Source organism: Microbispora sp. NPDC046933 (genome assembly GCF_040644635.1).
In the GTDB taxonomy this organism is placed as follows: domain Bacteria; phylum Actinomycetota; class Actinomycetes; order Streptosporangiales; family Streptosporangiaceae; genus Microbispora.
This window is the reverse complement of record NZ_JBEYWW010000016.1, coordinates 38,909-57,574: the sequence shown is the minus strand read 5'-3', so window position 1 is coordinate 57,574 and position 18,666 is coordinate 38,909. Positions and strand designations below refer to the sequence as shown.

The following is an 18,666-nucleotide window of genomic DNA, read 5'->3' as shown; positions in this document are numbered from 1 at the left end:
GCGGGGACACAGCATCGTCAAGAGCCGAGAACGCCCTTGTAACCGGACCCTCAAAATCCACCCCCCGAGCCGTTACGCTGAGGTACCTACCGGTTGGTATGGACCGAGGGTCCGATAGAAGAGGGAGCGGCAGATGCTCAACCTGGCCGTCGTGCTGGAAGACAGCGTACGGGAGAAGCCCGACGCCACCGCGGTCGTCTTCGGCGACATGCGCCTGCCGTACTCGCTCGTGGACACCGTCGCCAACCAGGTCGCCAACCTGCTGGTCTCGCGCGGCATCGGCAGGGGCGACAAGGTGGCGCTGGCCTGCCCCAACCTGCCGTACTTCCCGTTCGTCTACTACGGGATCCTCAAGGCGGGCGCGACCGTCGTCCCGCTGAACGTGCTCCTTCAGGCCAGGGAGATCGCCTATCACCTGGACGACTCCGACGCCAAGGCCTTCTTCTGCTTCGAGGGCACGCCGGAGCTGCCGCTGGGCGAGCGGGGCCGGGCCGGCTTCGCCGACGCCGAGCGCGCCGAGCACTTCTTCGTGCTGCCGGCCACGCCGTTCGCCACCGAGTCCGAGCTCGGCGAGACGCTGTGGGCGGCCCTCGACGGGGTGTCCGGCGAGTTCGAGACCGTGCAGACCTCCGCCGACGACACGGCGGTGATCCTCTACACCAGCGGCACCACCGGCCAGCCCAAGGGCGCCGAGCTCACCCACCAGAACATGGTCATGAACGCCATCGTCAGCGACGAGATGTTCCCCCGGCAGGCGGAGAACACCTATCTCGTCGCGCTGCCGCTGTTCCACTCCTTCGGCCAGACGGTGCTGATGAACGCCGGGTTCCGGCGCGGCGGCACGCTCGTGCTGCTGCCGCGCTTCGAGCCGGCCGAGGCCCTCGGGCTGATGAAGCGCGAGAAGGTCACGCTGTTCGCGGGAGTGCCGACCATGTACTGGGCCATGCTCACCGCCGTGCACGCCGGGGCGGCCGAGGTGCCGCCCTCGCTGGTCACGGCGGTCTCCGGCGGCTCGGCGCTGCCTGTCGAGGTGCTCAAGGACTTCAGCGCGACGTTCGGCGTGGACATCCTGGAGGGCTACGGCCTGTCGGAGACCTCGCCGGTGGCCTCGTTCAACCAGCCGGGCAGGCCCGCGAAGGCCGGCTCGATCGGCACGCCGATCTGGGGCGTCGAGATGAAGCTGGTCGACGCCGACTGGAACACGGCCGACGACATCGGCGAGATCGCCGTCCGCGGCCACAACATCATGAAGGGCTACTACAACCGCCCCGAGGCGACGGCGCAGGTCATGAAGGACGGCTGGTTCCGCACCGGCGACGTGGCCCGGCGCGACGAGGACGGCTACTACTTCATCGTCGACCGGGCCAAGGACATGATCATTCGGGGCGGGTTCAACGTGTATCCCCGTGAGATCGAGGAGGTCCTCATGACCCACCCCGCGGTCTCGCTCGCCGCGGTCGTCGGGGTGCCCCACGACTCCCACGGCGAGGAGGTCAAGGCGTACGTCATCCGCAAGCCCGGCGCCACGGTCACCGAGGAGGAACTGGTGGCGTGGTGCCGGGAGACGATGGCGGCCTACAAGTACCCGCGGATCGTGGAGTTCCGCGAGTCCCTGCCGATGACCGCCACCGGCAAGATCCTCAAGCGCGAGCTGCGGTAGAGCCCTTTACGGCCAGTCGAGGGACGGGCGCAGCGGAACGTGCGACCGTCCCTCGTCGAGCCGGACCCCGAGCACCTGGTGGAGCTGAATCTTGTTGCGCTCGAACCCGACGACGGAGCCGGCCATGTAGAGCCGCCAGACCCGGGCGGTGCCCTGGCCGACCTCCTCGACCGCCTCTTCCCAGTGGGCGTCGAGGTTCTTGCACCACTCGCGCAGCGTCAGCGCGTAGTGCTCACGCAGGTTCTCCTCGTGGCGGACCTCGAAACCGGTGTCCTCCATCTGGCGGACCAGGTAGCCCACCGACTCCAGCTCACCGTCAGGGAAGACGTAGCGGTTGATGAAGCCGCCCTTGTTCAAGGTCTTCTCTGTGCTGGTCGGGCGGGTGATGCAGTGGTTGAGCAGGCGCCCGCCCGGCTTGAGCTTGCCGTACAGGAAGGAGAAGTACGACGGCAGGTTGTCCTTGCCGATGTGCTCGGTGAGGCCGATCGAGCTGACCCGGTCGAAACCGGTTTCCGGCACGTCGCGGTAGTCCATGTAGCGGACCTCGGCGAGCTCCGACAGCCCGGCCTCCGCGATGGCCTTCTGCGCCCATTCGGCCTGCTGGCGCGACAGCGTGACGCCGAGGCCCTTCACGCCGTACTCCTTGGCCGCGTGCATGACCATGCCGCCCCAGCCGCAGCCGACGTCGAGCAGCCGCATGCCGGGCTTGAGGTCGAGCTTCTTGGCGACCAGGTCGAACTTCGTGTACTGCGCCTCCTCCAGCGTCGCGTCCGGCCGGGGGAACACCGCGCAGGTGTACGCCATGGAGGGGCCGAGCACCCACTCGTAGAAGCGGTTGGACACGTCGTAGTGGTGGTGGATCACCTCGGCGTCGCGCTGCTTGGCGTGCCGGCTGCCCAGCTTCGCCAGGGTGCTCTGCCGCGCCTCCTGCGGCGGCGGCTGCACGCGCATCAGCAGCGGCTTGATCCCGAGCGAGCGGATCGCGGCGACCTTCTCGCTGAGCGGCAGGTCGTTGAGCGTCAGCGACCACATCCGGTCGAGCAGGGTGTACATGTCCCCGTGCACGTCGATGTGCCCCGAGATGTACGCGCGGGCGAGGCCGAGCTCTCCCGGCGCCTGCGCGAGGTAGGCCACCGCCACCGGCGACTTCACCTCGATGCGGAGGTCCGCCCCCGAGGATCCGGCCTTGCTGCCGTCGTAGGCGACGAACTCGACGCCCGCGTCAGGACCGACGATCTTCTCGAAGATCTTCGCAAGAGTCATTGCATCTCTCCCGACGTATCGACGCCTACCGGCCCCTGACGCACTTGTCATAGAGGTCCAGCAACCGGCCGCCTGGGTCGTAGGCGCGTTTGACCGGCCAGTAGGCGTCTCCGTTGTAGAGCCGCCAGAACTCCTCACGCTCGTAGAAAGAGGTGGAGTACAGCGACTTGTGGCCGTCGAGCGAGTGCACGGCCCGCTCGATCAGCCGGTTGTGATACCCGTCGTACTGGCCGCGCGGCAGCGGCACCATGCCCCAGAAGCCGAAGTTCACGTACAGGCGGCCGGGTTCCAGGGGGTAGAGCGACCATCGGTCGGTCGCCTTGAGCGGGCACATCCACACAGGGGTCATGCCGACCTTGTCGTGGAAGACCTCCAGGAACTCGGCGCCGCGCTCGATCGGTACCTCGACGTCCTGGATGACCGACTCGTGCACCGGGTTGTTCCGCCAGCGGTCGATCCGGGCGGTCACGCCGTACCTCTGGTCGAGGCCGACGAGCTTGCGATAGACGTCCGACCGCAGGTAGCGGCGCGGGAGAAGCGAGCGGACCAGCGGCTGCTGCACGCCGAAGGCGCGCGAGCACCAGAACCAGTCGGTGTCCCAGCGCCACAGGTAGTCGCGCACGGTCAGCCAGTCGCGGACGCGGCTGCGGATGGACTGGTAGTAGATCCGCATGCCGGTGTAGTCGGACGTGTAGGGCGCCCGGTCGGAGAACGAGCCGACAGTGATGTACAGCTCGTCGGGACCGAAGAACGTGCCGTCGACGAAGTCCACCTGCTCGCCGTCGTGCTCGCGGCTCTCGCAGATCTCCTGCATGGCGAGCATGCACTTGTCGGCGTCGCTGAAGCGGATGTGCGTCAGCTTGACGTACGGCTTCACCCGGGCCAGCTTGATCCGGATCCGCAGGGCGTAGCCGAGCGTGCCGTAGGAGTTGGGGAACGCCCGGAACAGGTCCGCGTACTCGTTGTCGGCCCGGGCCACCACGATCCGCCCGTCGCCGGTGAGGATCTCCAGTTCCTCGACCGACTCGTGCGGCAGGCCGTCCTTGAAGCTCGTCGACTCGATGCCGAGGCCGGTGACCGCGCCGCCCAGCGTGATCGTCTTGAGCTGCGGCACGACGTACGGCATGAGCCCGTACGGCAGCGTGGCGTCCACCAGGTTCTCGTACGTCGTCATGCCCTGGACCTCGGCCGTCATCGTCGCCGGGTCCACGTGGATGACCTGGTCCAGATCGCGGGCGGACAGCGAGGCCGTCCTGGCCGGCGCGCGGAAGCGGAACAGGTTCGTCGTGGCCTTGGCCAGCCGAGGAGCGGCGTCCTCGGGCATGGCCGCGTAGGAGTCCCTGATCTGCTCGACGGCCTTCCGATGGGCGGTCATACTGGCCGTGCGCTCTGGCATGACACCACCCCCATGGATCGTAGAGATCGCCTCTTGGCACGCTATCCCCGGAGGGGAACGCAGACCAGAGTAGACACGTTACGCCCGCGAAAACTATCTGGTATTCCCGCGGCGCCCCGTCGGCGTAGATCGTATCCTGCCCTTTTTCATCGCCTCCGCCGCCCCTGCTGTAACTGTGGAAAGCGTCATCACCTGGGCGGACGCCGGCGGACGAGCGGGTCGGCGCCGTTGACCACGTTGGCGACGGGACGACCTTCTGTCGCCGCGGTGAGGTTGTCCAGCACGCACCGGATCAGCCGGGTCGTCGCCTCGGGCGTGACCCCGGCCGCGTGCGGCGACAGCAGGACCCTCGGGCAGGAGCGCAGCGGGTCGTCCCGCGGCGGGGGCTCGCTGTCGTACACGTCCAGCGCCGCGCCGGCGAGGTGGCCGGACTCCAGTGCGGCCAGCAGCGCCGCCTGGTCGACCACGCCGCCCCGGGCCGCGTTGACCAGCACCGATCCCGGGGGCATGCGGGCGATCCCGGCGGCGTCGATCAGCCCGCGGGTCTCCGGGGCGAGCGGCACGGCCAGGACGAGCACGTCGCTGCCCGCGACCAGCGCGTCGAGGTCCAGGTAGGCCGCGCCGTACGACTCGGCCCTGGGCGTGCGCGACCAGTAGGAGACCCGGCAGCCGAGCGCGCCGAACAGGCGGGCGCAGGCCGCGCCGATCGGCCCGAAGCCGGCCACTCCCACACGGCACCCGGCGAGCTCGCGGCGCTGGTAGGCGAACTGCGGCCACTCCCCCGCCCGCATGTCCCTGTCGCCGTCCGCGAGGTGGCGCAGCAGGGCCAGCGCGGCGGCCAGGCACCATTCGGCCACCGCGGCGGCGTTCACCCCCGCAGTGTTGGCGAGGGGCACCCCCGCGCGGGCGAGCGCCTCCAGGTCGTGCCCGTCCACGCCGACCGACGGCTGCTGCACGAACGCCAGGCGCGGCGCCAGCCGTACGGCCTCGGCGTCGAGGGCCAGGGCACCGCTCCAGTCGCCGACGACGATCTCGGCCTCGGGCAGCGCGTCAAGCAGGGCCGCGCGGTCGTGGCGGGCGGGGACCCGCACCTCGACGCGGCCGTCGAGGCCGGCGAGCAGGCCGCGCACCGCGGTCTCCGGAAGCGGTGGCAGCGCGAGAACATTCCACGTCACGGGCGCAGTCTCGCACGCCTACAGAAACATGTTCTACTTGTCGCGTGAAGTGATGCCGCTGTGAGGAGGGCGTGGATGGAAGAGCCGCGGGGACCGCTGGCGGGGATCCGGGTGCTTGAGCTCGCCGGTCTCGCGCCCGGGCCGTTCGCCGGGATGATGCTCGCCGACCACGGCGCCGAGGTGCTGCGGATCGATCGGGTGAAGGCCGTGAGCGACACGCCGCGCCGCGACGTGATGGACCGCGGCAAGCGCACGATCGGCCTCGACCTGAAGTCGCCCGAGGGCGTCGCCGCCTTCAAGCGGCTGGCCGGGCGGGCCGACGTGGTGATCGAGGTGTTCCGGCCGGGGGTCGCCGAACGGCTCGGCATCGGACCCGCCGACCTCCACGCGGTGAACGAGCGGCTGGTCTACGGGCGCATGACCGGCTGGGGGCAGGACGGCCCGCTCGCCTCCACGGCCGGGCACGACATCGACTACATCGCGATCGCCGGGGTGCTGTCGATGCTGGGCCGTGAGGGCGGCAAGCCCACCCCGCCGATCAACATCCTCGGCGACTTCGCCGGCGGCGGGCTCATGCTGGCGTACGGCGTGCTGCTGGCCCTGCTGGAGCGGGAACGCACCGGCCGCGGCCGGGTGGTGGACGCCGCGATGGTCGACGGCGCGGCGCTGCTGTTCTCGATGTTCTACGGCGGGGTGCACTCCGGCCACTGGGGTCCACGCGGCACCAACCTCCTCGACACCGGCGCCCCCATGTACGACACGTACGAGACGGCCGACGGCGGCCATCTCGCCGTGGGCGCGCTCGAGCCGCAGTTCTGGGCGGAGATGCTCGCCCGGATGGGCATCGACGACATGCCCGACCGCGACGACCGGGCGAACTGGCCGGCCATCAGGGAGCGGCTGGCCGAGGCGTTCCGGTCGCGTACGCGGGCCGAGTGGGAGGCGGTCTTCGAGGGCTCCGACGCCTGCGTGTCCCCCGTGCTCGACCCCCGCGAGGCCGTCCGGCATCCGCACAACCAGGCGCGCGGCACGTTCGTGGAGGTCGGCGGGCTGCCGCAGGCCGCGCCCGCGCCCCGGCTGGCCGGCGTGCCGCGCGGCGACCTGTCCCCCGCCACCCGGCTGCACGACCTGAGCGCCTGGGGCCTGCCCGACGACGAGGCGAAGGCCCTGCGCGCCGCCGGCGTGCTGGCCTGACCCCCCGCTCCCCCTTCCCCCGCGACGATCGAGGAGTCCCCCGCACATGGACCTTTTCGAGGCCCTGTACACGACGCGTGCCATGCGACGGGTCAAGCCCGACCCGATCCCGACCGAGGTCCAGGAACGCATCCTGGACGCCGCGGTCCGCGCCCCCAGCGCCGGCAACACCCAGGGCTGGCGCTTCCTGCTGGTGGACGACCCGGAGGTGAAGTCCCAGCTGGGACCGCTGTACCGGGACGCGCTCGGCAGGCTGTTCGAGGGGCACTACAAGCCGATGCGCGAGCGGGCCGAGGCGACCGGCGACACCCGCACGCTCAGTGTGCTGCGGTCGGCCCAGCACCTGGCCGACCACTTCGAGTCCTATCCCCTGCTGATGTTCGCCTTCACCCGCAACGACCCGAGCGGCGGCTCCATCTACCCCTCGGTGTGGAGCGCCCAGCTGGCCGCCCGCGCCTTCGGGGTGGGCAGCGCGCTGACGTCCGTGCTGGGGCTGTTCCACGGCGCGGAGACGATGCGGATCCTCGGTGTGCCCGAGGACAAGGGCTGGCAGGTGGCGTGCATGGTCACCTTCGGCTACCCGACCGGCCGCTGGGGCGTGGCCCCGCGCCGCCCCGTGCACGAGGTCGCCTACCGCAACCAGTGGGGCGAGCCGGTCGGCTTCGAGATCCCCGAGCCCCTCTGGACGCCCTGAGTCGATCACCCTGACCGCCTCTTCGAGGTGCCGGTGGAGGTCGTCATGCGGTGGGCGATCGCCCCGAGCGACACCGCCGTCCGGAACCCGGACGCCGATCAGGCCGGCTGAACCGGCGGCGCCTGAACCTGCGGAATCGGCCCGGTCGGATCCCCGAACGACGGCAGCGTGGCCACGAAGAGGTCGACGCCCCCGGGATGGTGGATCTCCAGGTCGGTGGTGAAGGCGCGGGCCGGGGTGGCGCCCGACTCGGTGTGCTTCCACGCCTGCTGCCAGGCTTCGACGAGCGCTCCCGGCATCGGTCCCCGCGCCTCGAACAGCAGCGCGGGCACGCCGGGCACCCGTACGGCGACCATGCCCTCGGGCAGTCGCGCCGCCGTGCGCACGGCCACGCCGACGATCTGCGTGTAGGCGCCGTTGTGGTCGCTCTCGTAGTCCGTCAGCACGGCGTACAGGTTCTCGTCGACCCGGCCGGGCACGTGCGCGAAGGCTCCCGGCGCTCCGGCGCGGGCCCACAGACCCGGCAACTGGGCGCGGGCCGGATCCGCCTCCGCCGCGTTGGTCGTCCGTACGGCATAGCCGACGACGAGCGTCTCCGGACGGTCAACGATGATCACATGCTCTCCTCTCAGGCGAGGTCAATGTATCCCGTGTCCGGGTCTGCTCCGGCGGCGGCCGGGAATGCCGGATATGACCCGCTCACAACGTAGGCTGGACAAACGTGCGATTCCTCAATGATGTGACGCCGCCCTACGATCTCACGTACAGCGATGTGTTCATGGTGCCGTCCCGCTCCTCCGTCGGGTCGCGCCTGGCCGTGGACCTGTCCACCGGCGACGGAACCGGCACCACGATCCCCGTCGTCGTCGCCAACATGACGGCCGTCGCCGGCCGCCGCATGGCCGAGACCGTCGCCCGGCGCGGCGGCATCGCCGTCATCCCCCAGGACATCCCGATCGACGTGGTGGCCGACGTCATCGAATGGGTGAAGAGCCGTGACCTCGTCCACGACACGCCCATCACCCTCACCCCCCACGACACCGTGGGCGAGGCGCTCACCCTGCTGCCCAAGCGGGCGCACGGCGCGGTCATCGTCGTGGACTGGGACAACCGCCCGGTCGGCGTGGTGACCGAGACCGACTGCCACGGCGTCGACATGTTCACCCAGCTCTCCCAGGTCATGACCGCCTCGCCGCAGACGCTGCCGCGCGGCGTCGACCCGCAGGCCGCGTTCGAGGCGCTGCACGAGGGCCGCCACCGGCTGGCTCCCGTGGTGGACGAGGACGGCCGCCTGGTCGGCATCCTCACCCGCACCGGTGCCCTGCGCTCCACCCTCTACCAGCCTGCCGTGGACGCGCGGAACCGGCTGCGCGTCGCGGCCGCGGTCGGGGTGAACGGCGACGTGGCCGCCAAGTCCAAGGAGCTGCTCGACGCCGGCGTCGACGTGCTCGTGGTCGACACGGCGCACGGCCACCAGGAGAAGATGATCGCGGCGCTGCGGGCCGTACGGGCGCTGGAGCCCTCCGTGCCGGTCGCGGCGGGCAACGTCGTCACCACGGAGGGCGTACGCGACCTCGTCGAGGCCGGCGCCGACATCGTGAAGGTCGGCGTGGGCCCGGGCGCCATGTGCACGACCCGGATGATGACCGGCGTGGGACGGCCGCAGTTCTCCGCGGTGCTGGAGTGCGCGGCCGAGGCCCGCCGCCTGGACCGGCACGTGTGGGCCGACGGCGGCGTGCGCCACCCCCGCGACGTCGCGCTGGCGCTCGCCGCGGGAGCCTCCAACGTCATGATCGGCTCGTGGTTCGCCGGCACGTACGAGTCGCCCGGCGACACCCGCACCGCCCCGGACGGGCGCAAGTACAAGGAGAACTTCGGCATGGCCTCGGCACGTGCCGTACGGCTGCGCACCGCCGAGGACTCACCGTTCGAGCGGGCCCGCAAGGCGCTGTTCGAGGAGGGCATCTCGACCTCGCGGATGTACCTCGACCCCGCGCGGCCCAGTGTGGAGGACCAGCTCGACGCCATCGTCGCCGGTCTGCGTTCCTCCTGCACGTACGCGGGTGCCGCGTCGCTGGAGGAGTTCCACGAGCGGGCGGTGATCGGCGTGCAGAGCGCCTCCGGCTACAGCGAGGGCATGCCGCTGCACCAAAGCTGGTGACCTTTCCCATTCGGACGAGGAATATCGGCTTCACCCGGGGTAGTGCGGTCTTGTACCGACCGCACTACCCCGCGGAGGCGATCATGCAGTACTCCCCGGCCGGAGGGCCGGTCAGTCCGGCGGTCGACCGACGGCTGCTGGTCAGTTACGACAACTACGCGGCGGCGCAACGCGCCGTCGACACCCTGTCCGACGCCGGGTTCCCGGTGGAGAACACCGCGATCGTCGGCAGCGACCTGCGCCTGGAGGAGACCGTCACCGGCCGGCTCACCAACGGCAGGGCGGCGCTGTCCGGCCTGATCACCGGCGCCGTGTTCGGCCTCATCGTCGGCCTGTTCCTCGGGCTGTTCACCTCCACCACGACCTCGTTCTTCGGACTGGTGCTCTGGTCGATCCTCTGGGGCGCCATCGCCGGCGCCGCCTTCGGCTTCACCAGCCACGCCTTCACCGGCGGGACGCGCGACTTCTCGTCCAGGAGCTCGATCGTCGCCGGGCGCTACGACGTGCAGGTGGCCTCTCCCATGCTCGACCAGGCCCAGGCGCTGCTGCAGGGCGGCGTGCAGCCGGCCGACACCGTCGTCGTCCAGCGTCCGCCGTCGGCCGGGCCCGTCACGTCACCGGTCGCGGCGCCCGACACCGCTCCGCAGGCCCCCGGCTACCCGGTGACCGAGGCGGATGAGACTCGTGCGGAGGCCCGTGCGGATGAAGTCCGTGCCGAGGAGGCGCGCGACGACGACCGGGCGGGCCTGTCGCGGGGCCGTCGCCCGTAACCCTCGTCATCTCCTGGAATCGCGACGCCTTCCCCACCCCGCGTGGGGAAGGCGTCGTCGTGTCGGCCGTCCCCGGTAGAGTCGTCAGCCGGCCGGAACTTCCGGCACTCGAAGCGCTTTGGGGCACACACAGAACAGGAGGCCCACGTGGCACTGGAGAAGCCCGAGATCGACTTTCCCGAGGGCGCGCCGCCCGCGGACCTGGAGATCGTCGATCTCGTCGAGGGGGACGGGCCGGAGGCCACGCCCGGACAGAACGTGACCGTCCACTACGTCGGGGTGGCGTTCTCCACGGGTGAGGAGTTCGACGCCTCCTGGAACCGCGGCCAGCCGTTCCAGTTCCCGCTCGGCGGCGGCAGGGTCATCGCCGGCTGGGACCGCGGCGTGGCCGGCATGAAGGTCGGCGGACGGCGGCGGCTGACGATTCCCCCGCACCTCGGGTACGGCAACCGCGGCGCGGGCGCCCGCATCAAGCCCGGTGAGACGCTCATCTTCGTCGTCGACCTGCTCGGCGTCGGCTGACCGGGGCGCCCGTGAGGCGCCCGCGGTGCTCCGGATCAGGGGATAGGAGATCCGGGGCACTTCGAGGATGATGGCCGCGTGGACGACGCCTTCCCGAGCCGCGGCCTGCGGGTCCCCGTCAAGCACGGCCCCTCGCGGCACGACTCCTGGCAGAACAGCGAGAGTGCCGCACCGCGAACGCCGGCTTCCGGGAGGCCGGCGTGACCGCGGGCGACGAGGCGACCGGTGACACGCCGACGGAGAGCGCCGGCGGGGACGCTCGGGCGGGCGCTGCGCTCGCCGGACCGCCCCGGGCCGTGGTCGCGATCGCCGCCGCGACCGTGGCCGTGCTGCTCGTGGTCAGCCCGTGGTACGGCTACCACCGCGACGAACTGTACTTCCGCATGCTGGGCGAACGGCCGCGGCTCGGATACTTCGACACTCCGCCGCTGACGCCGATGATCGCCCGGCTGTCCACGACGATCTTCGGGGACACGGTCGTCGCGCTGCGGATCGTGCCCGCCCTGTGCGCCGGGGCCCTGGTCGTGCTCGTCGCGCTGGCCACCCGCGAGCTGGGTGGCGGCCGTACGGCCCAGATCCTCGCCGCGGCCGGGACGGCGACCTCCGTGCTGCCCCTCGTGGCCGGTCACGCGCTGCTGACCCTCACCCCCGACCTCGTGCTGTGGAGCGCCGTCACGCTGTGCCTGCTCCGGGTGCTGCTCAGGCGGGACGGGCGCTATTGGCTCTGGGTGGGAGCGCTGTGCGGGATCGCGGCGTACAACCGCGATCTGATCGTGGTGCTGCTGGGCTGCGCCGGCCTGGGCGTCCTCGTGGCCGGTCCGCGCGAGGTGCTGCGGGACAGGCGGCTGTGGGCCGGCGCCCTCCTGGCTCTGGCCGTCGCCTCGCCCAACCTGGTCTACCAGGCGACGCACGACTGGCCGCAGTTCCAGATGGCCCAGGCGCTGAAGATCGACGAGGGCGCGGACAACCGCGCCGCCTTCGTCCCCCTTCAGATCGTGCTGCTCGGGCCTCCGCAGGCGGTGGTGTGCGTGGCCGGCTGGCTGCGGCTGTGGCGGAACCGGCGGGTCCGCTCCCTCGCCGTCGCCTACCCCGTGGCCTGCGCGCTGATCCTCTATTCGGGGGGCCGCCCGGACTACACCGGCGCGTTCCTGCTCTACCTGTTCGCGGCCGGCTGCGTCATGGCGGCCGGGTGGCGGTGGCGGGGAGCGTTGGTCGCGGCGCTGGCGGTCAACGCCGTGGTGGCGGTGGTCGTGGCGCTGCCGGTCGTCCCGGCGGCGTCGCTCGCCGGTACGCCGGTCGCCGCCGTCAACGAGGTGGCCCGCGAGTCGGTGGGCATGCGCGACCTGGCGGCGCAGACGGCCCGGGTGGTGAACGGCCTGCCCGCCGGCGAGCGCGCCGGGGCGGTGCTGCTCGCGGGGAACTACGGCGAGGCAGGCGCGCTGCGTCGCTGGGCGGGCGAGTTCGGGCTGCCCCAGGTGTACAGCGGCCACAACGAGCTGTGGTGGTGGGGGCCGCCGCCGGAGGGGACGCGGGTGGTCGTGTCCGTCGGCTACCCGCCCGCCTACCTCGGCACCGCCTTCGCCCACTGCGGCGCGGCGGGCAGGCTGAGCGGAATGCCGGGCGAGGAGCAGGGCGTGCCGATCACGGTCTGCCGCGACCCCGTACGCCCCTGGCGCGAGCTGTGGCCGGGCATGCGCCACTACAGCTAGTGGGGCTTGCGCGCCCGCGGCACACTTGATCCATGACCTCCCATGACCCGGCGGTGTGCTGATGTGATGGCGACGCATTCCCTGCCCGCTTCCCTGCCCGCTTCCCTGCCCGCACAGCCACGGACGGAGGCGTACCGGATCGTCATCCGCGCGTCAGGCCCACGCCTGCGTCCCTACGTGCTGGGCTGGGCAGGCTTTCGCGCTCCGGCGGGAAGGCTTCCGCCCAGCAGGATGCTGCCGCTCAACGCGGCCACCCTCATCATCGACTTCACGGACATGAGCGCCATCGTCACCGGCCCCCGGAGCGCCGCGACGCTCCCGGCTCGCACCCCGTGGCGCCACGGGGTGGCGGTCGGGCTCACCCCCGCCGGGATGTCGGCAGTGACGGGGACACCCATGCGCGAGGTGGCAGGTGCGACCGTGCACCTGGCGGATCTCCTCGGGGCCCGCGCCGCGGAGCTGACCGGCAGGCTGGCCGCGCCGGCGAGCTGGGCGGCCCGCTTCAGCCTGCTGGAGCAGCTGCTGACGGCGTGGCTGCGCCCCGACGCCGTCCCCGACGGCATGATCACGCACGCCTGGCTGCGGCTGCAGGAACCGGACGGACGGCTCACCATCGGCGCCCTGGCCGACGAGCTGGGCGTCAGCCGGCGATACCTCGAACTCGGCTTCCGTCGCGCGGTGGGCCTGTCGCCGAAGACGTTCGCCCGGATCGCCCGCTTCCAGCGCGCCGTGGATCTGCTGCGGCGGCCCTCGGCCACGCTGGACCGGGCGGTCGCGTGCGGTTACGCCGATCAGTCTCATCTCACCCGCGAGATCCGGGCGATGGCCGGCATGACGCCGAAGCGGCTGTTCGCATTCGTTCAAGACGCCGATCGGCTCACCGGATAGCGTCACCTTCCACCGCGGGCCCCGGGCTGGCCGGACGCCGCGGCAGAGGAAGGAGCAGCACTCCATGACCGGCGTTCCCATGGCCGATCCCACCCTTGCCGACTTCGGCAGGGACCCGCTGTGGATCACCGTCGTCAAGGCCGTGATGCTGTTCCTCTTCCTGGCGTTCGGCGTGGTCTTCGGGGTTTGGTACGAGCGCAAGCTGATCTCGCGGATGCAGCACCGCCACGGCCCCAACCGGGCCGGCGCGTTCGGTCTGCTGCAGTCGGTCGCCGACGCGATCAAGATGGGGCTGAAGGAGGACATCTTCCCGCGGACCGTGGACAAGGTGCTCTACCTGCTGGCCCCGGTCATCATGGTGGTCCCGGCGTTCCTGGCCTTCTCGATCGTGCCGTTCGCGCCGATGGTCAACCTGTTCGGTGTGCGGACGCCGCTGCAGCTCGTGGACCTGCCGGTGGCGGTGCTGTTCATGCCGGCCATGGGCGCGGTGTCGGTCTACGGCGTGGTGCTGGCCGGCTGGTCGTCGCGGTCGCCGTACGCGCTGCTCGGCGGCCTGCGCTCAGCGGCCCAGGTGGTCTCCTACGAGATCGCGATGGGCCTGTCGTTCGTGGCGGTGTTCATCCTCGCCGGGACGCTGTCCACCTCCGAGATCGTCAAGGTGCAGGCCGGAACCTGGTACGCGGTGCTGCTCATCCCGTCGTTCCTGATCTACGTGGTCTGCATGTTCGGCGAGGCCGCGCGCATCCCGTTCGACCTCCCTGAGGGCGAGGGCGAGCTGGTCGGCGGCTTCCAGACCGAATACTCCTCGTCGCTGAAGTTCGCCCTGATCATGATGGGCGAGTACCTGCACACCTTCACCGCCTCGGGCGTCGCCGTGACGCTGTTCCTCGGCGGCTGGCGGGCGCCGCTCCCGATGGCGTGGGAGTGGGCGCACACGGGATGGTGGCCGGCGCTGTGGTTCTTCATCAAGTTCGCGCTGACCTTCAGCTTCATCGTGTGGGTGCGCGCCTCGCTGCCCCGCGTGCGCTACGACCAGCTCATGTCGCTGGGGTGGAAGGTGCTCATCCCGGTCAACCTGGCCTGGATCCTGCTCGTCGCGGCCGTGCGCAACGTGGTGGTCAACGAGGGCAACCGGGTGATCGGCGTCGCCCTAGGCGCGGTCGTCGTGGTCGGCGCGCTGGCCGTCTGGATGCGGTTCGACACCGTCGACCAGCGGCGCAAGGAAGCCAAGAAGGCCGAGGTCGACGCCGAGTTCGAGCGACTGTCCGACGAGCCCGCGGCAGGCGGCTTCCCGGTGCCGCCGCTCGACCTGCCGCATTATCACGGAGCGTGGCGGAGCTAGTGCCGTCCACAAACGTTCGCCTGGATCGAGGGAGCGGAGGGCTTCGCGGGGACCGCAGGTTCCTTCCGGCGCGGTGACCGAACCCGGCCATGGTTCGTGGACGTCCCACTAGGTCGTGTCTGACCCCCGGCCTGGGCATCTGCCGCTGTGGTGAGGCAGGATTACGTTGTGTTGCTGATCGACCTTGCCAGGACGTCCGCGGCCGTCGCCGCGGACTCGGCGCGGCTCGCCAAGATCAGGCACCTCGCCGAGCTGCTCGGCAGGGTGGGACCGGACGAGGCCGAGATCGCCATCGCCTACCTGTCGGGTGAGCTGCCGCAGCGTCAGATCGGGGTGGGCTGGCGGAGCCTGTCCGATCCCCCTGAGCCGCGCCAGATCGCCACGGCGACCCTGACGCAGGTCGACGCGCTGCTCGAACGCATCAGGTCCCAGTCCGGCGCCGGTTCGCAGGCCGCGCGCCGCGAGCTGCTCGGCGAGCTGTTCGGCGCCCTCACCCGGCAGGAGCAGTCGTTCCTGCACCGGCTGCTGACGGGCGAGCTGCGCCAGGGGGCGCTCAACGGGGTGATGATCGAGGCGGTCGCCATGGCCGCGGACGTGCCCGCGGCCGAGGTGCGCCGGGCCCTGACCCTCCGCGGCTCGCTGCCCGCCGTCGGCGCGGCCGCGCTGCGCGGCGGCGTCGCGGAGCTGAAGGCGTTCCACCTGGAGGTCGGGCGGGCGGTGGCGCCGATGCTCGCGCAGAGCGCGCCCAGCGTGACCGCCGCGCTGGAGAAGGCCGGCGCCCCCGCCGCCGTGGAGTGGAAGCTCGACGGCGTGCGGGTCCAGGCCCACCGGTCGGGCGACCGGGTCGCCGTCTTCACCCGCACGCTCGACGACATCACCGCCCAGGTCCCCGAGCTGGTCGAGGCCGTGCTCGGCCTGCCCGGGACCGATCTGGTGCTCGACGGCGAGGTCATCGCGCTGCGCCCGGACGGCCGCCCTGAGCCGTTCCAGGTCACCTCGGGCCGGGTGGCCAGCAGGACCGACGTCGCGTCGCTGCGCGCGGCCGTGCCGCTGACCGTCTTCTTCTTCGACATCCTGCGCGTGGGCGGCGCCGACCTGCTCGATCTGCCGGACGAGGAGCGGCACGCCGCGCTGGAGGCCGCGGTCCCGGCCGAGCTGATCACCCCTCGGCTCGTCACGGCCGACGTCGATGAGGCCGAGGCGTTCTTCCGCGACGCCGTACGGCGTGGTCACGAGGGCGTCGTGGTGAAGTCGCTGCGCACGCCGTACGCCGCGGGCCGGCGGGGAGCGGGCTGGATCAAGGTCAAGCCGCGGCACACGCTGGACCTGGTCGTGCTGGCCGCCGAGTGGGGCAACGGACGGCGCCGGGGCTGGCTGTCCAACCTGCACCTCGGCGCCTACGACCCGGAGAGCGGCGGTTTCGTGATGCTCGGCAAGACGTTCAAGGGCCTCACCGACGAACTGCTGACCTGGCAGACCGAGCAGTTCCTGCGGCTGGCGGAGGGGCCGGCGGACGGCTACGTCGTCACGCTCAAGCCCGCGCTGGTCGTGGAGATAGCCTTCGACGGCGTGCAGCGGTCGAGCCGTTACCCCGGCGGCATGGCGCTGCGGTTCGCCCGCGTGCTGCGCTATCGGCCCGACAAGCGGCCCGAGGAGGCCGACACGGTGGCCGCGGTCCGCGCGCTCATGCCCTGACCGGGGGCCTCACCTCACGGGCTACTTGATCAGGCGGATGGTCAGCGGGTAGCGGAACTCGGTGGCGGCGAGCGCCGACACCCCGCCCACGACGGCCAGGACCAGCCCGACGACCCAGATGACCGGCAGCAGGAAGACGCCGACGACGGTGAACGGCAACAACACCGTCGCCCCCAACACGGTGAGGTGAAAGTTCAGCGACTCCACCGCGTGCTTCCTGATGTATGGGGACGTCCGCCCCGCGGTCACCATCATCAGCAGCGGGCCGACGATGAACAACCCCAGCAGAGCGAACAGGTGCGAGGCCGCCGCCCCGACCCGGTCTCCCCCGTCCGTAGCCGCCCTCTGGTACACGGGCGGCCTGGGGACGTACGCCGGGCGGGTCCCGTACAGGTCGTTCATGATGGGCACGAGATCGGCGTGCGTGCGCGCGGTCATCGCCAGGTGCAGCCGCTCGTCCATCTCGTGCTTGTCGAGCCTGCCCTCGGCGTAGGCCGCTTTGACGTGCTCGACCACCTGTTCGCGGTCCTGGTTGGTAACGCGCAACTGAGGATGTGGCATCGGGGCACGGCCCGGCCACTGTGGTGTCGTTGCCGCGGGCATCACAGCATCGCCTTCCGTCGATCGGCTGTTCGGCTCTCTTCGAGTCTGCCTCCATCTTGTGCCGGGTACGCGCCCGGTGGCATCAGGGACATCCCCGACATCGCCCCGAGACCGTTCCCTTAACGCCATCGTGATCCACGGCGATGTATACAAGCACTATGAGATGGCGAGATCGCTATGGGCTCCGGCGCCGCCGGGGCGCCCGCGTGGCCAAGTTCGACCGCGAGGCGACCGACGCCGACATCGAGGCCCTCATCGAGTTCGCCAAGACCCGGCGTGGCGTCGAGTTCTACGTCGAACCCGAGACCTTCGCGACCGACACCACCGCGGTGGCCGTGGCCCACGACGGGGAGTGGACCCGTCGCCGCGTCGGAGCTCCCGCGGTGATCGCGAAGGTCGCCAGGGATCTCGCCCTTCCGGTGTACGACGTGCAGCTCACCGGCTATCCCGCCCGGATGCGGGCCTACAACGAGCGCCGTCGTCAGGCTCAGGACGGCGAGCCGGCCTGACGGCCGGCCGGGGCGGAGGCAGGACCGGCCGGCTCCCGGGCGAGCAGTGCGCGCAGCGGCGCGAGCCAGATCGCCCGGGGAGGGCCCATCTCGTCGTCGAGCTCCTCCGGCGTCGGCATGCGGTCGCGGAGCATGGCGGGGGACATCATGTGCGTCAGGGCCTGCCGGAGGAGGAGCGCCATCGAATAGCCGGGGTCGGCGGCGAGCGCCCGCTCCAGCGCCATCCCCGCGAGCGCGCACTCCCCCCGGTGCCAGGCGGCGGCCGCGAGCAGTGAGGCCGCGGGCGCGACGTGGCCCGGCTCCAGGCGGCGGGTGAGGTCGCGCCACAACGCGATGTGCGCGTCACGGTCGTCGATCAACGCCCACGCCTCGTCGCGCACCCTGACCACGGCGAGGTCGAGCCCGAGCCGGGCGACGCCCTCGTCGTCGAGCCGGCCTCCCGAGTCGTACAGGCCGATGGCCCTGCGCACCCGTGCCAGGCCCTCGGCCACGAACCGCGCGGCCATCTCGTCCGCGACCGGTCCCCCGGGCTCGGGCATCGCCCGCAGGTCGGCCATGACGCGGGAGGTGACCTGCCGCATCGCCGCTCCGCCGCACCGCTGGACGGAGCGTCGCAGGCTGCCCCGGTCGGGCAGGGCGACCAGCCCGTGCAGCACGGCCTCGGCGGCCACCTGGCTGCGCTCGGTGTCGTACGGCGTGCCCTCGGCGGGACAGCAGGTCGAGCTGCCGCAGGAGTAGGACCAGTAGCGCCCGCCTTCGGCCCGGAGGCTCTCGGCCACCCGGATGCCTCCGGCGTGCAGCAGCCGGGTCACCGTGTCGACGGCCGGGGTCACCAGTGCGCCGGGACCGTAGCCGACGACGAACGCGGCGGTCACCGACTCGCGGCGCAGCAGCGTGACCAGCCGGTCGAGGTCCCCGGAGGCGACCGGCAGGTCCCAGCGCGTCGTCAGCCGCACCTCCGGGCCGGCGACGCCGGTGACGACGAGGCTGTCGGCGGGGTGGAAACCGACGAGGTAGGGCACGGCGGCGAGGATGTCCGCCGGCGAGGAGAGCACGAGCTTCGGGATCGTCATGGCGGCAAGCCT

The 18,666-nt window shown here is 71.5% G+C and carries 17 protein-coding genes; 11 read left to right on the top strand and 6 right to left on the bottom strand.

Going from position 1 to position 18,666, the window contains the following annotated elements:
• The first annotated feature begins 133 nt into the window (after positions 1 to 133).
• Positions 134 to 1,660, top strand: a complete 1,527-nt coding sequence (locus ABZ857_RS21990) for a long-chain fatty acid--CoA ligase (protein WP_357045652.1) — start codon at positions 134 to 136, stop codon at positions 1,658 to 1,660.
• A 6-nt stretch (positions 1,661 to 1,666) separates the two neighbouring features.
• Here ABZ857_RS21990 and ABZ857_RS21985 read toward each other — a convergent pair whose 3' ends face one another.
• From ABZ857_RS21985 to ABZ857_RS21975, 3 genes are all read right to left on the bottom strand, one after another.
• Positions 1,667 to 2,923, bottom strand: a complete 1,257-nt coding sequence (locus ABZ857_RS21985) for a class I SAM-dependent methyltransferase (protein ID WP_357045650.1) — start codon at positions 2,921 to 2,923, stop codon at positions 1,667 to 1,669.
• A 25-nt stretch (positions 2,924 to 2,948) separates the two neighbouring features.
• A complete protein-coding gene (locus ABZ857_RS21980; RefSeq protein ID WP_357045648.1) occupies positions 2,949 to 4,319 on the bottom strand; it encodes an FAD-binding oxidoreductase in 1,371 nt (456 codons plus the stop codon).
• A gap of 188 nt (positions 4,320 to 4,507) precedes the next feature.
• Complete coding sequence (locus ABZ857_RS21975) at positions 4,508 to 5,494, bottom strand: 2-hydroxyacid dehydrogenase (protein WP_357045646.1); 987 nt, start codon at positions 5,492 to 5,494, stop codon at positions 4,508 to 4,510.
• Positions 5,495 to 5,569: 75 nt separating this feature from the next.
• Here ABZ857_RS21975 and ABZ857_RS21970 point away from each other — a divergent pair, with 75 nt between their 5' ends.
• Together ABZ857_RS21970 and ABZ857_RS21965 are read left to right on the top strand one after the other, a co-directional pair.
• Positions 5,570 to 6,688 (top strand): CaiB/BaiF CoA-transferase family protein, encoded by a 1,119-nt coding sequence (locus ABZ857_RS21970; RefSeq protein WP_357045644.1) that lies wholly within the window; start codon positions 5,570 to 5,572, stop codon positions 6,686 to 6,688.
• 46 nt (positions 6,689 to 6,734) lie between these two features.
• Positions 6,735 to 7,382: a nitroreductase family protein gene (locus ABZ857_RS21965; RefSeq protein ID WP_357045642.1), complete on the top strand. Its 648-nt coding sequence runs from the start codon at positions 6,735 to 6,737 to the stop codon at positions 7,380 to 7,382.
• Positions 7,383 to 7,480: 98 nt separating this feature from the next.
• On the opposite strand, the gene ABZ857_RS21960 is transcribed toward ABZ857_RS21965, so the two are convergent.
• On the bottom strand, positions 7,481 to 7,999 hold the full coding sequence (locus ABZ857_RS21960; protein WP_357045640.1) for an effector binding domain-containing protein: 519 nt from the start codon (positions 7,997 to 7,999) through the stop codon (positions 7,481 to 7,483).
• Positions 8,000 to 8,103: 104 nt separating this feature from the next.
• On the opposite strand from ABZ857_RS21960, the gene ABZ857_RS21955 reads away from it, so the two are divergent.
• The 7 genes from ABZ857_RS21955 to ABZ857_RS21925 all read left to right on the top strand — a co-directional run bounded on the left by ABZ857_RS21955 (position 8,104) and on the right by ABZ857_RS21925 (position 16,469).
• The gene (locus tag ABZ857_RS21955) at positions 8,104 to 9,543 is read left to right on the top strand and encodes a GuaB1 family IMP dehydrogenase-related protein (RefSeq protein ID WP_357045638.1); all 1,440 of its coding nucleotides are present in this window, start codon (positions 8,104 to 8,106) and stop codon (positions 9,541 to 9,543) included.
• A gap of 83 nt (positions 9,544 to 9,626) precedes the next feature.
• Positions 9,627 to 10,313: a YrzE family protein gene (locus ABZ857_RS21950; RefSeq protein ID WP_357045636.1), complete on the top strand. Its 687-nt coding sequence runs from the start codon at positions 9,627 to 9,629 to the stop codon at positions 10,311 to 10,313.
• 147 nt (positions 10,314 to 10,460) lie between these two features.
• Complete coding sequence (locus ABZ857_RS21945; protein WP_357045634.1) at positions 10,461 to 10,835, top strand: FKBP-type peptidyl-prolyl cis-trans isomerase; 375 nt, start codon at positions 10,461 to 10,463, stop codon at positions 10,833 to 10,835.
• A 200-nt stretch (positions 10,836 to 11,035) separates the two neighbouring features.
• Positions 11,036 to 12,544: a glycosyltransferase family 39 protein gene (locus tag ABZ857_RS21940; RefSeq protein WP_357045632.1), complete on the top strand. Its 1,509-nt coding sequence runs from the start codon at positions 11,036 to 11,038 to the stop codon at positions 12,542 to 12,544.
• 66 nt (positions 12,545 to 12,610) lie between these two features.
• On the top strand, positions 12,611 to 13,432 hold the full coding sequence (locus ABZ857_RS21935; RefSeq protein ID WP_357045630.1) for a helix-turn-helix transcriptional regulator: 822 nt from the start codon (positions 12,611 to 12,613) through the stop codon (positions 13,430 to 13,432).
• A 64-nt stretch (positions 13,433 to 13,496) separates the two neighbouring features.
• Positions 13,497 to 14,774 carry an NADH-quinone oxidoreductase subunit NuoH gene (gene nuoH, locus ABZ857_RS21930; RefSeq protein ID WP_357045628.1) on the top strand — a complete coding sequence of 426 codons (1,278 nt, stop codon included), beginning with the start codon at positions 13,497 to 13,499 and terminating at the stop codon, positions 14,772 to 14,774.
• 168 nt (positions 14,775 to 14,942) lie between these two features.
• Positions 14,943 to 16,469 (top strand): ATP-dependent DNA ligase, encoded by a 1,527-nt coding sequence (locus ABZ857_RS21925; RefSeq protein WP_357045626.1) that lies wholly within the window; start codon positions 14,943 to 14,945, stop codon positions 16,467 to 16,469.
• A gap of 21 nt (positions 16,470 to 16,490) precedes the next feature.
• Here ABZ857_RS21925 and ABZ857_RS21920 read toward each other — a convergent pair whose 3' ends face one another.
• Positions 16,491 to 17,015: a DUF1707 and DUF4870 domain-containing protein gene (locus tag ABZ857_RS21920; RefSeq protein ID WP_357045624.1), complete on the bottom strand. Its 525-nt coding sequence runs from the start codon at positions 17,013 to 17,015 to the stop codon at positions 16,491 to 16,493.
• A 215-nt stretch (positions 17,016 to 17,230) separates the two neighbouring features.
• Here ABZ857_RS21920 and ABZ857_RS21915 point away from each other — a divergent pair, with 215 nt between their 5' ends.
• On the top strand, positions 17,231 to 17,581 hold the full coding sequence (locus tag ABZ857_RS21915) for a hypothetical protein (protein ID WP_357045622.1): 351 nt from the start codon (positions 17,231 to 17,233) through the stop codon (positions 17,579 to 17,581).
• On the opposite strand, the gene ABZ857_RS21910 is transcribed toward ABZ857_RS21915, so the two are convergent.
• Positions 17,560 to 18,654: a DUF4192 domain-containing protein gene (locus tag ABZ857_RS21910; protein WP_357045620.1), complete on the bottom strand. Its 1,095-nt coding sequence runs from the start codon at positions 18,652 to 18,654 to the stop codon at positions 17,560 to 17,562. The two genes, ABZ857_RS21915 and ABZ857_RS21910, sit on opposite strands and share 22 nt — an antisense overlap.
• Between the last annotated feature and the right edge of the window lie 12 nt (positions 18,655 to 18,666).

What these genes read in the sequence shown, in the direction of transcription:
- ABZ857_RS21985 (WP_357045650.1), bottom strand. Translation starts at nt 2,923, where the DNA reads ATGACTCTTGCGAAGATCTTCGAGAAGATCGTCGGTCCTGACGCGGGC.
- ABZ857_RS21935 (WP_357045630.1), top strand. Translation starts at nt 12,611, where the DNA reads ATGGCGACGCATTCCCTGCCCGCTTCCCTGCCCGCTTCCCTGCCCGCA.
- ABZ857_RS21915 (WP_357045622.1), top strand. Translation starts at nt 17,231, where the DNA reads ATGAGATGGCGAGATCGCTATGGGCTCCGGCGCCGCCGGGGCGCCCGC.
- ABZ857_RS21970 (WP_357045644.1), top strand. Translation starts at nt 5,570, where the DNA reads ATGGAAGAGCCGCGGGGACCGCTGGCGGGGATCCGGGTGCTTGAGCTC.
- ABZ857_RS21980 (WP_357045648.1), bottom strand. Translation starts at nt 4,319, where the DNA reads ATGCCAGAGCGCACGGCCAGTATGACCGCCCATCGGAAGGCCGTCGAG.
- nuoH (WP_357045628.1), top strand. Translation starts at nt 13,497, where the DNA reads ATGACCGGCGTTCCCATGGCCGATCCCACCCTTGCCGACTTCGGCAGG.
- ABZ857_RS21965 (WP_357045642.1), top strand. Translation starts at nt 6,735, where the DNA reads ATGGACCTTTTCGAGGCCCTGTACACGACGCGTGCCATGCGACGGGTC.
- ABZ857_RS21950 (WP_357045636.1), top strand. Translation starts at nt 9,627, where the DNA reads ATGCAGTACTCCCCGGCCGGAGGGCCGGTCAGTCCGGCGGTCGACCGA.
- ABZ857_RS21990 (WP_357045652.1), top strand. Translation starts at nt 134, where the DNA reads ATGCTCAACCTGGCCGTCGTGCTGGAAGACAGCGTACGGGAGAAGCCC.
- ABZ857_RS21910 (WP_357045620.1), bottom strand. Translation starts at nt 18,654, where the DNA reads ATGACGATCCCGAAGCTCGTGCTCTCCTCGCCGGCGGACATCCTCGCC.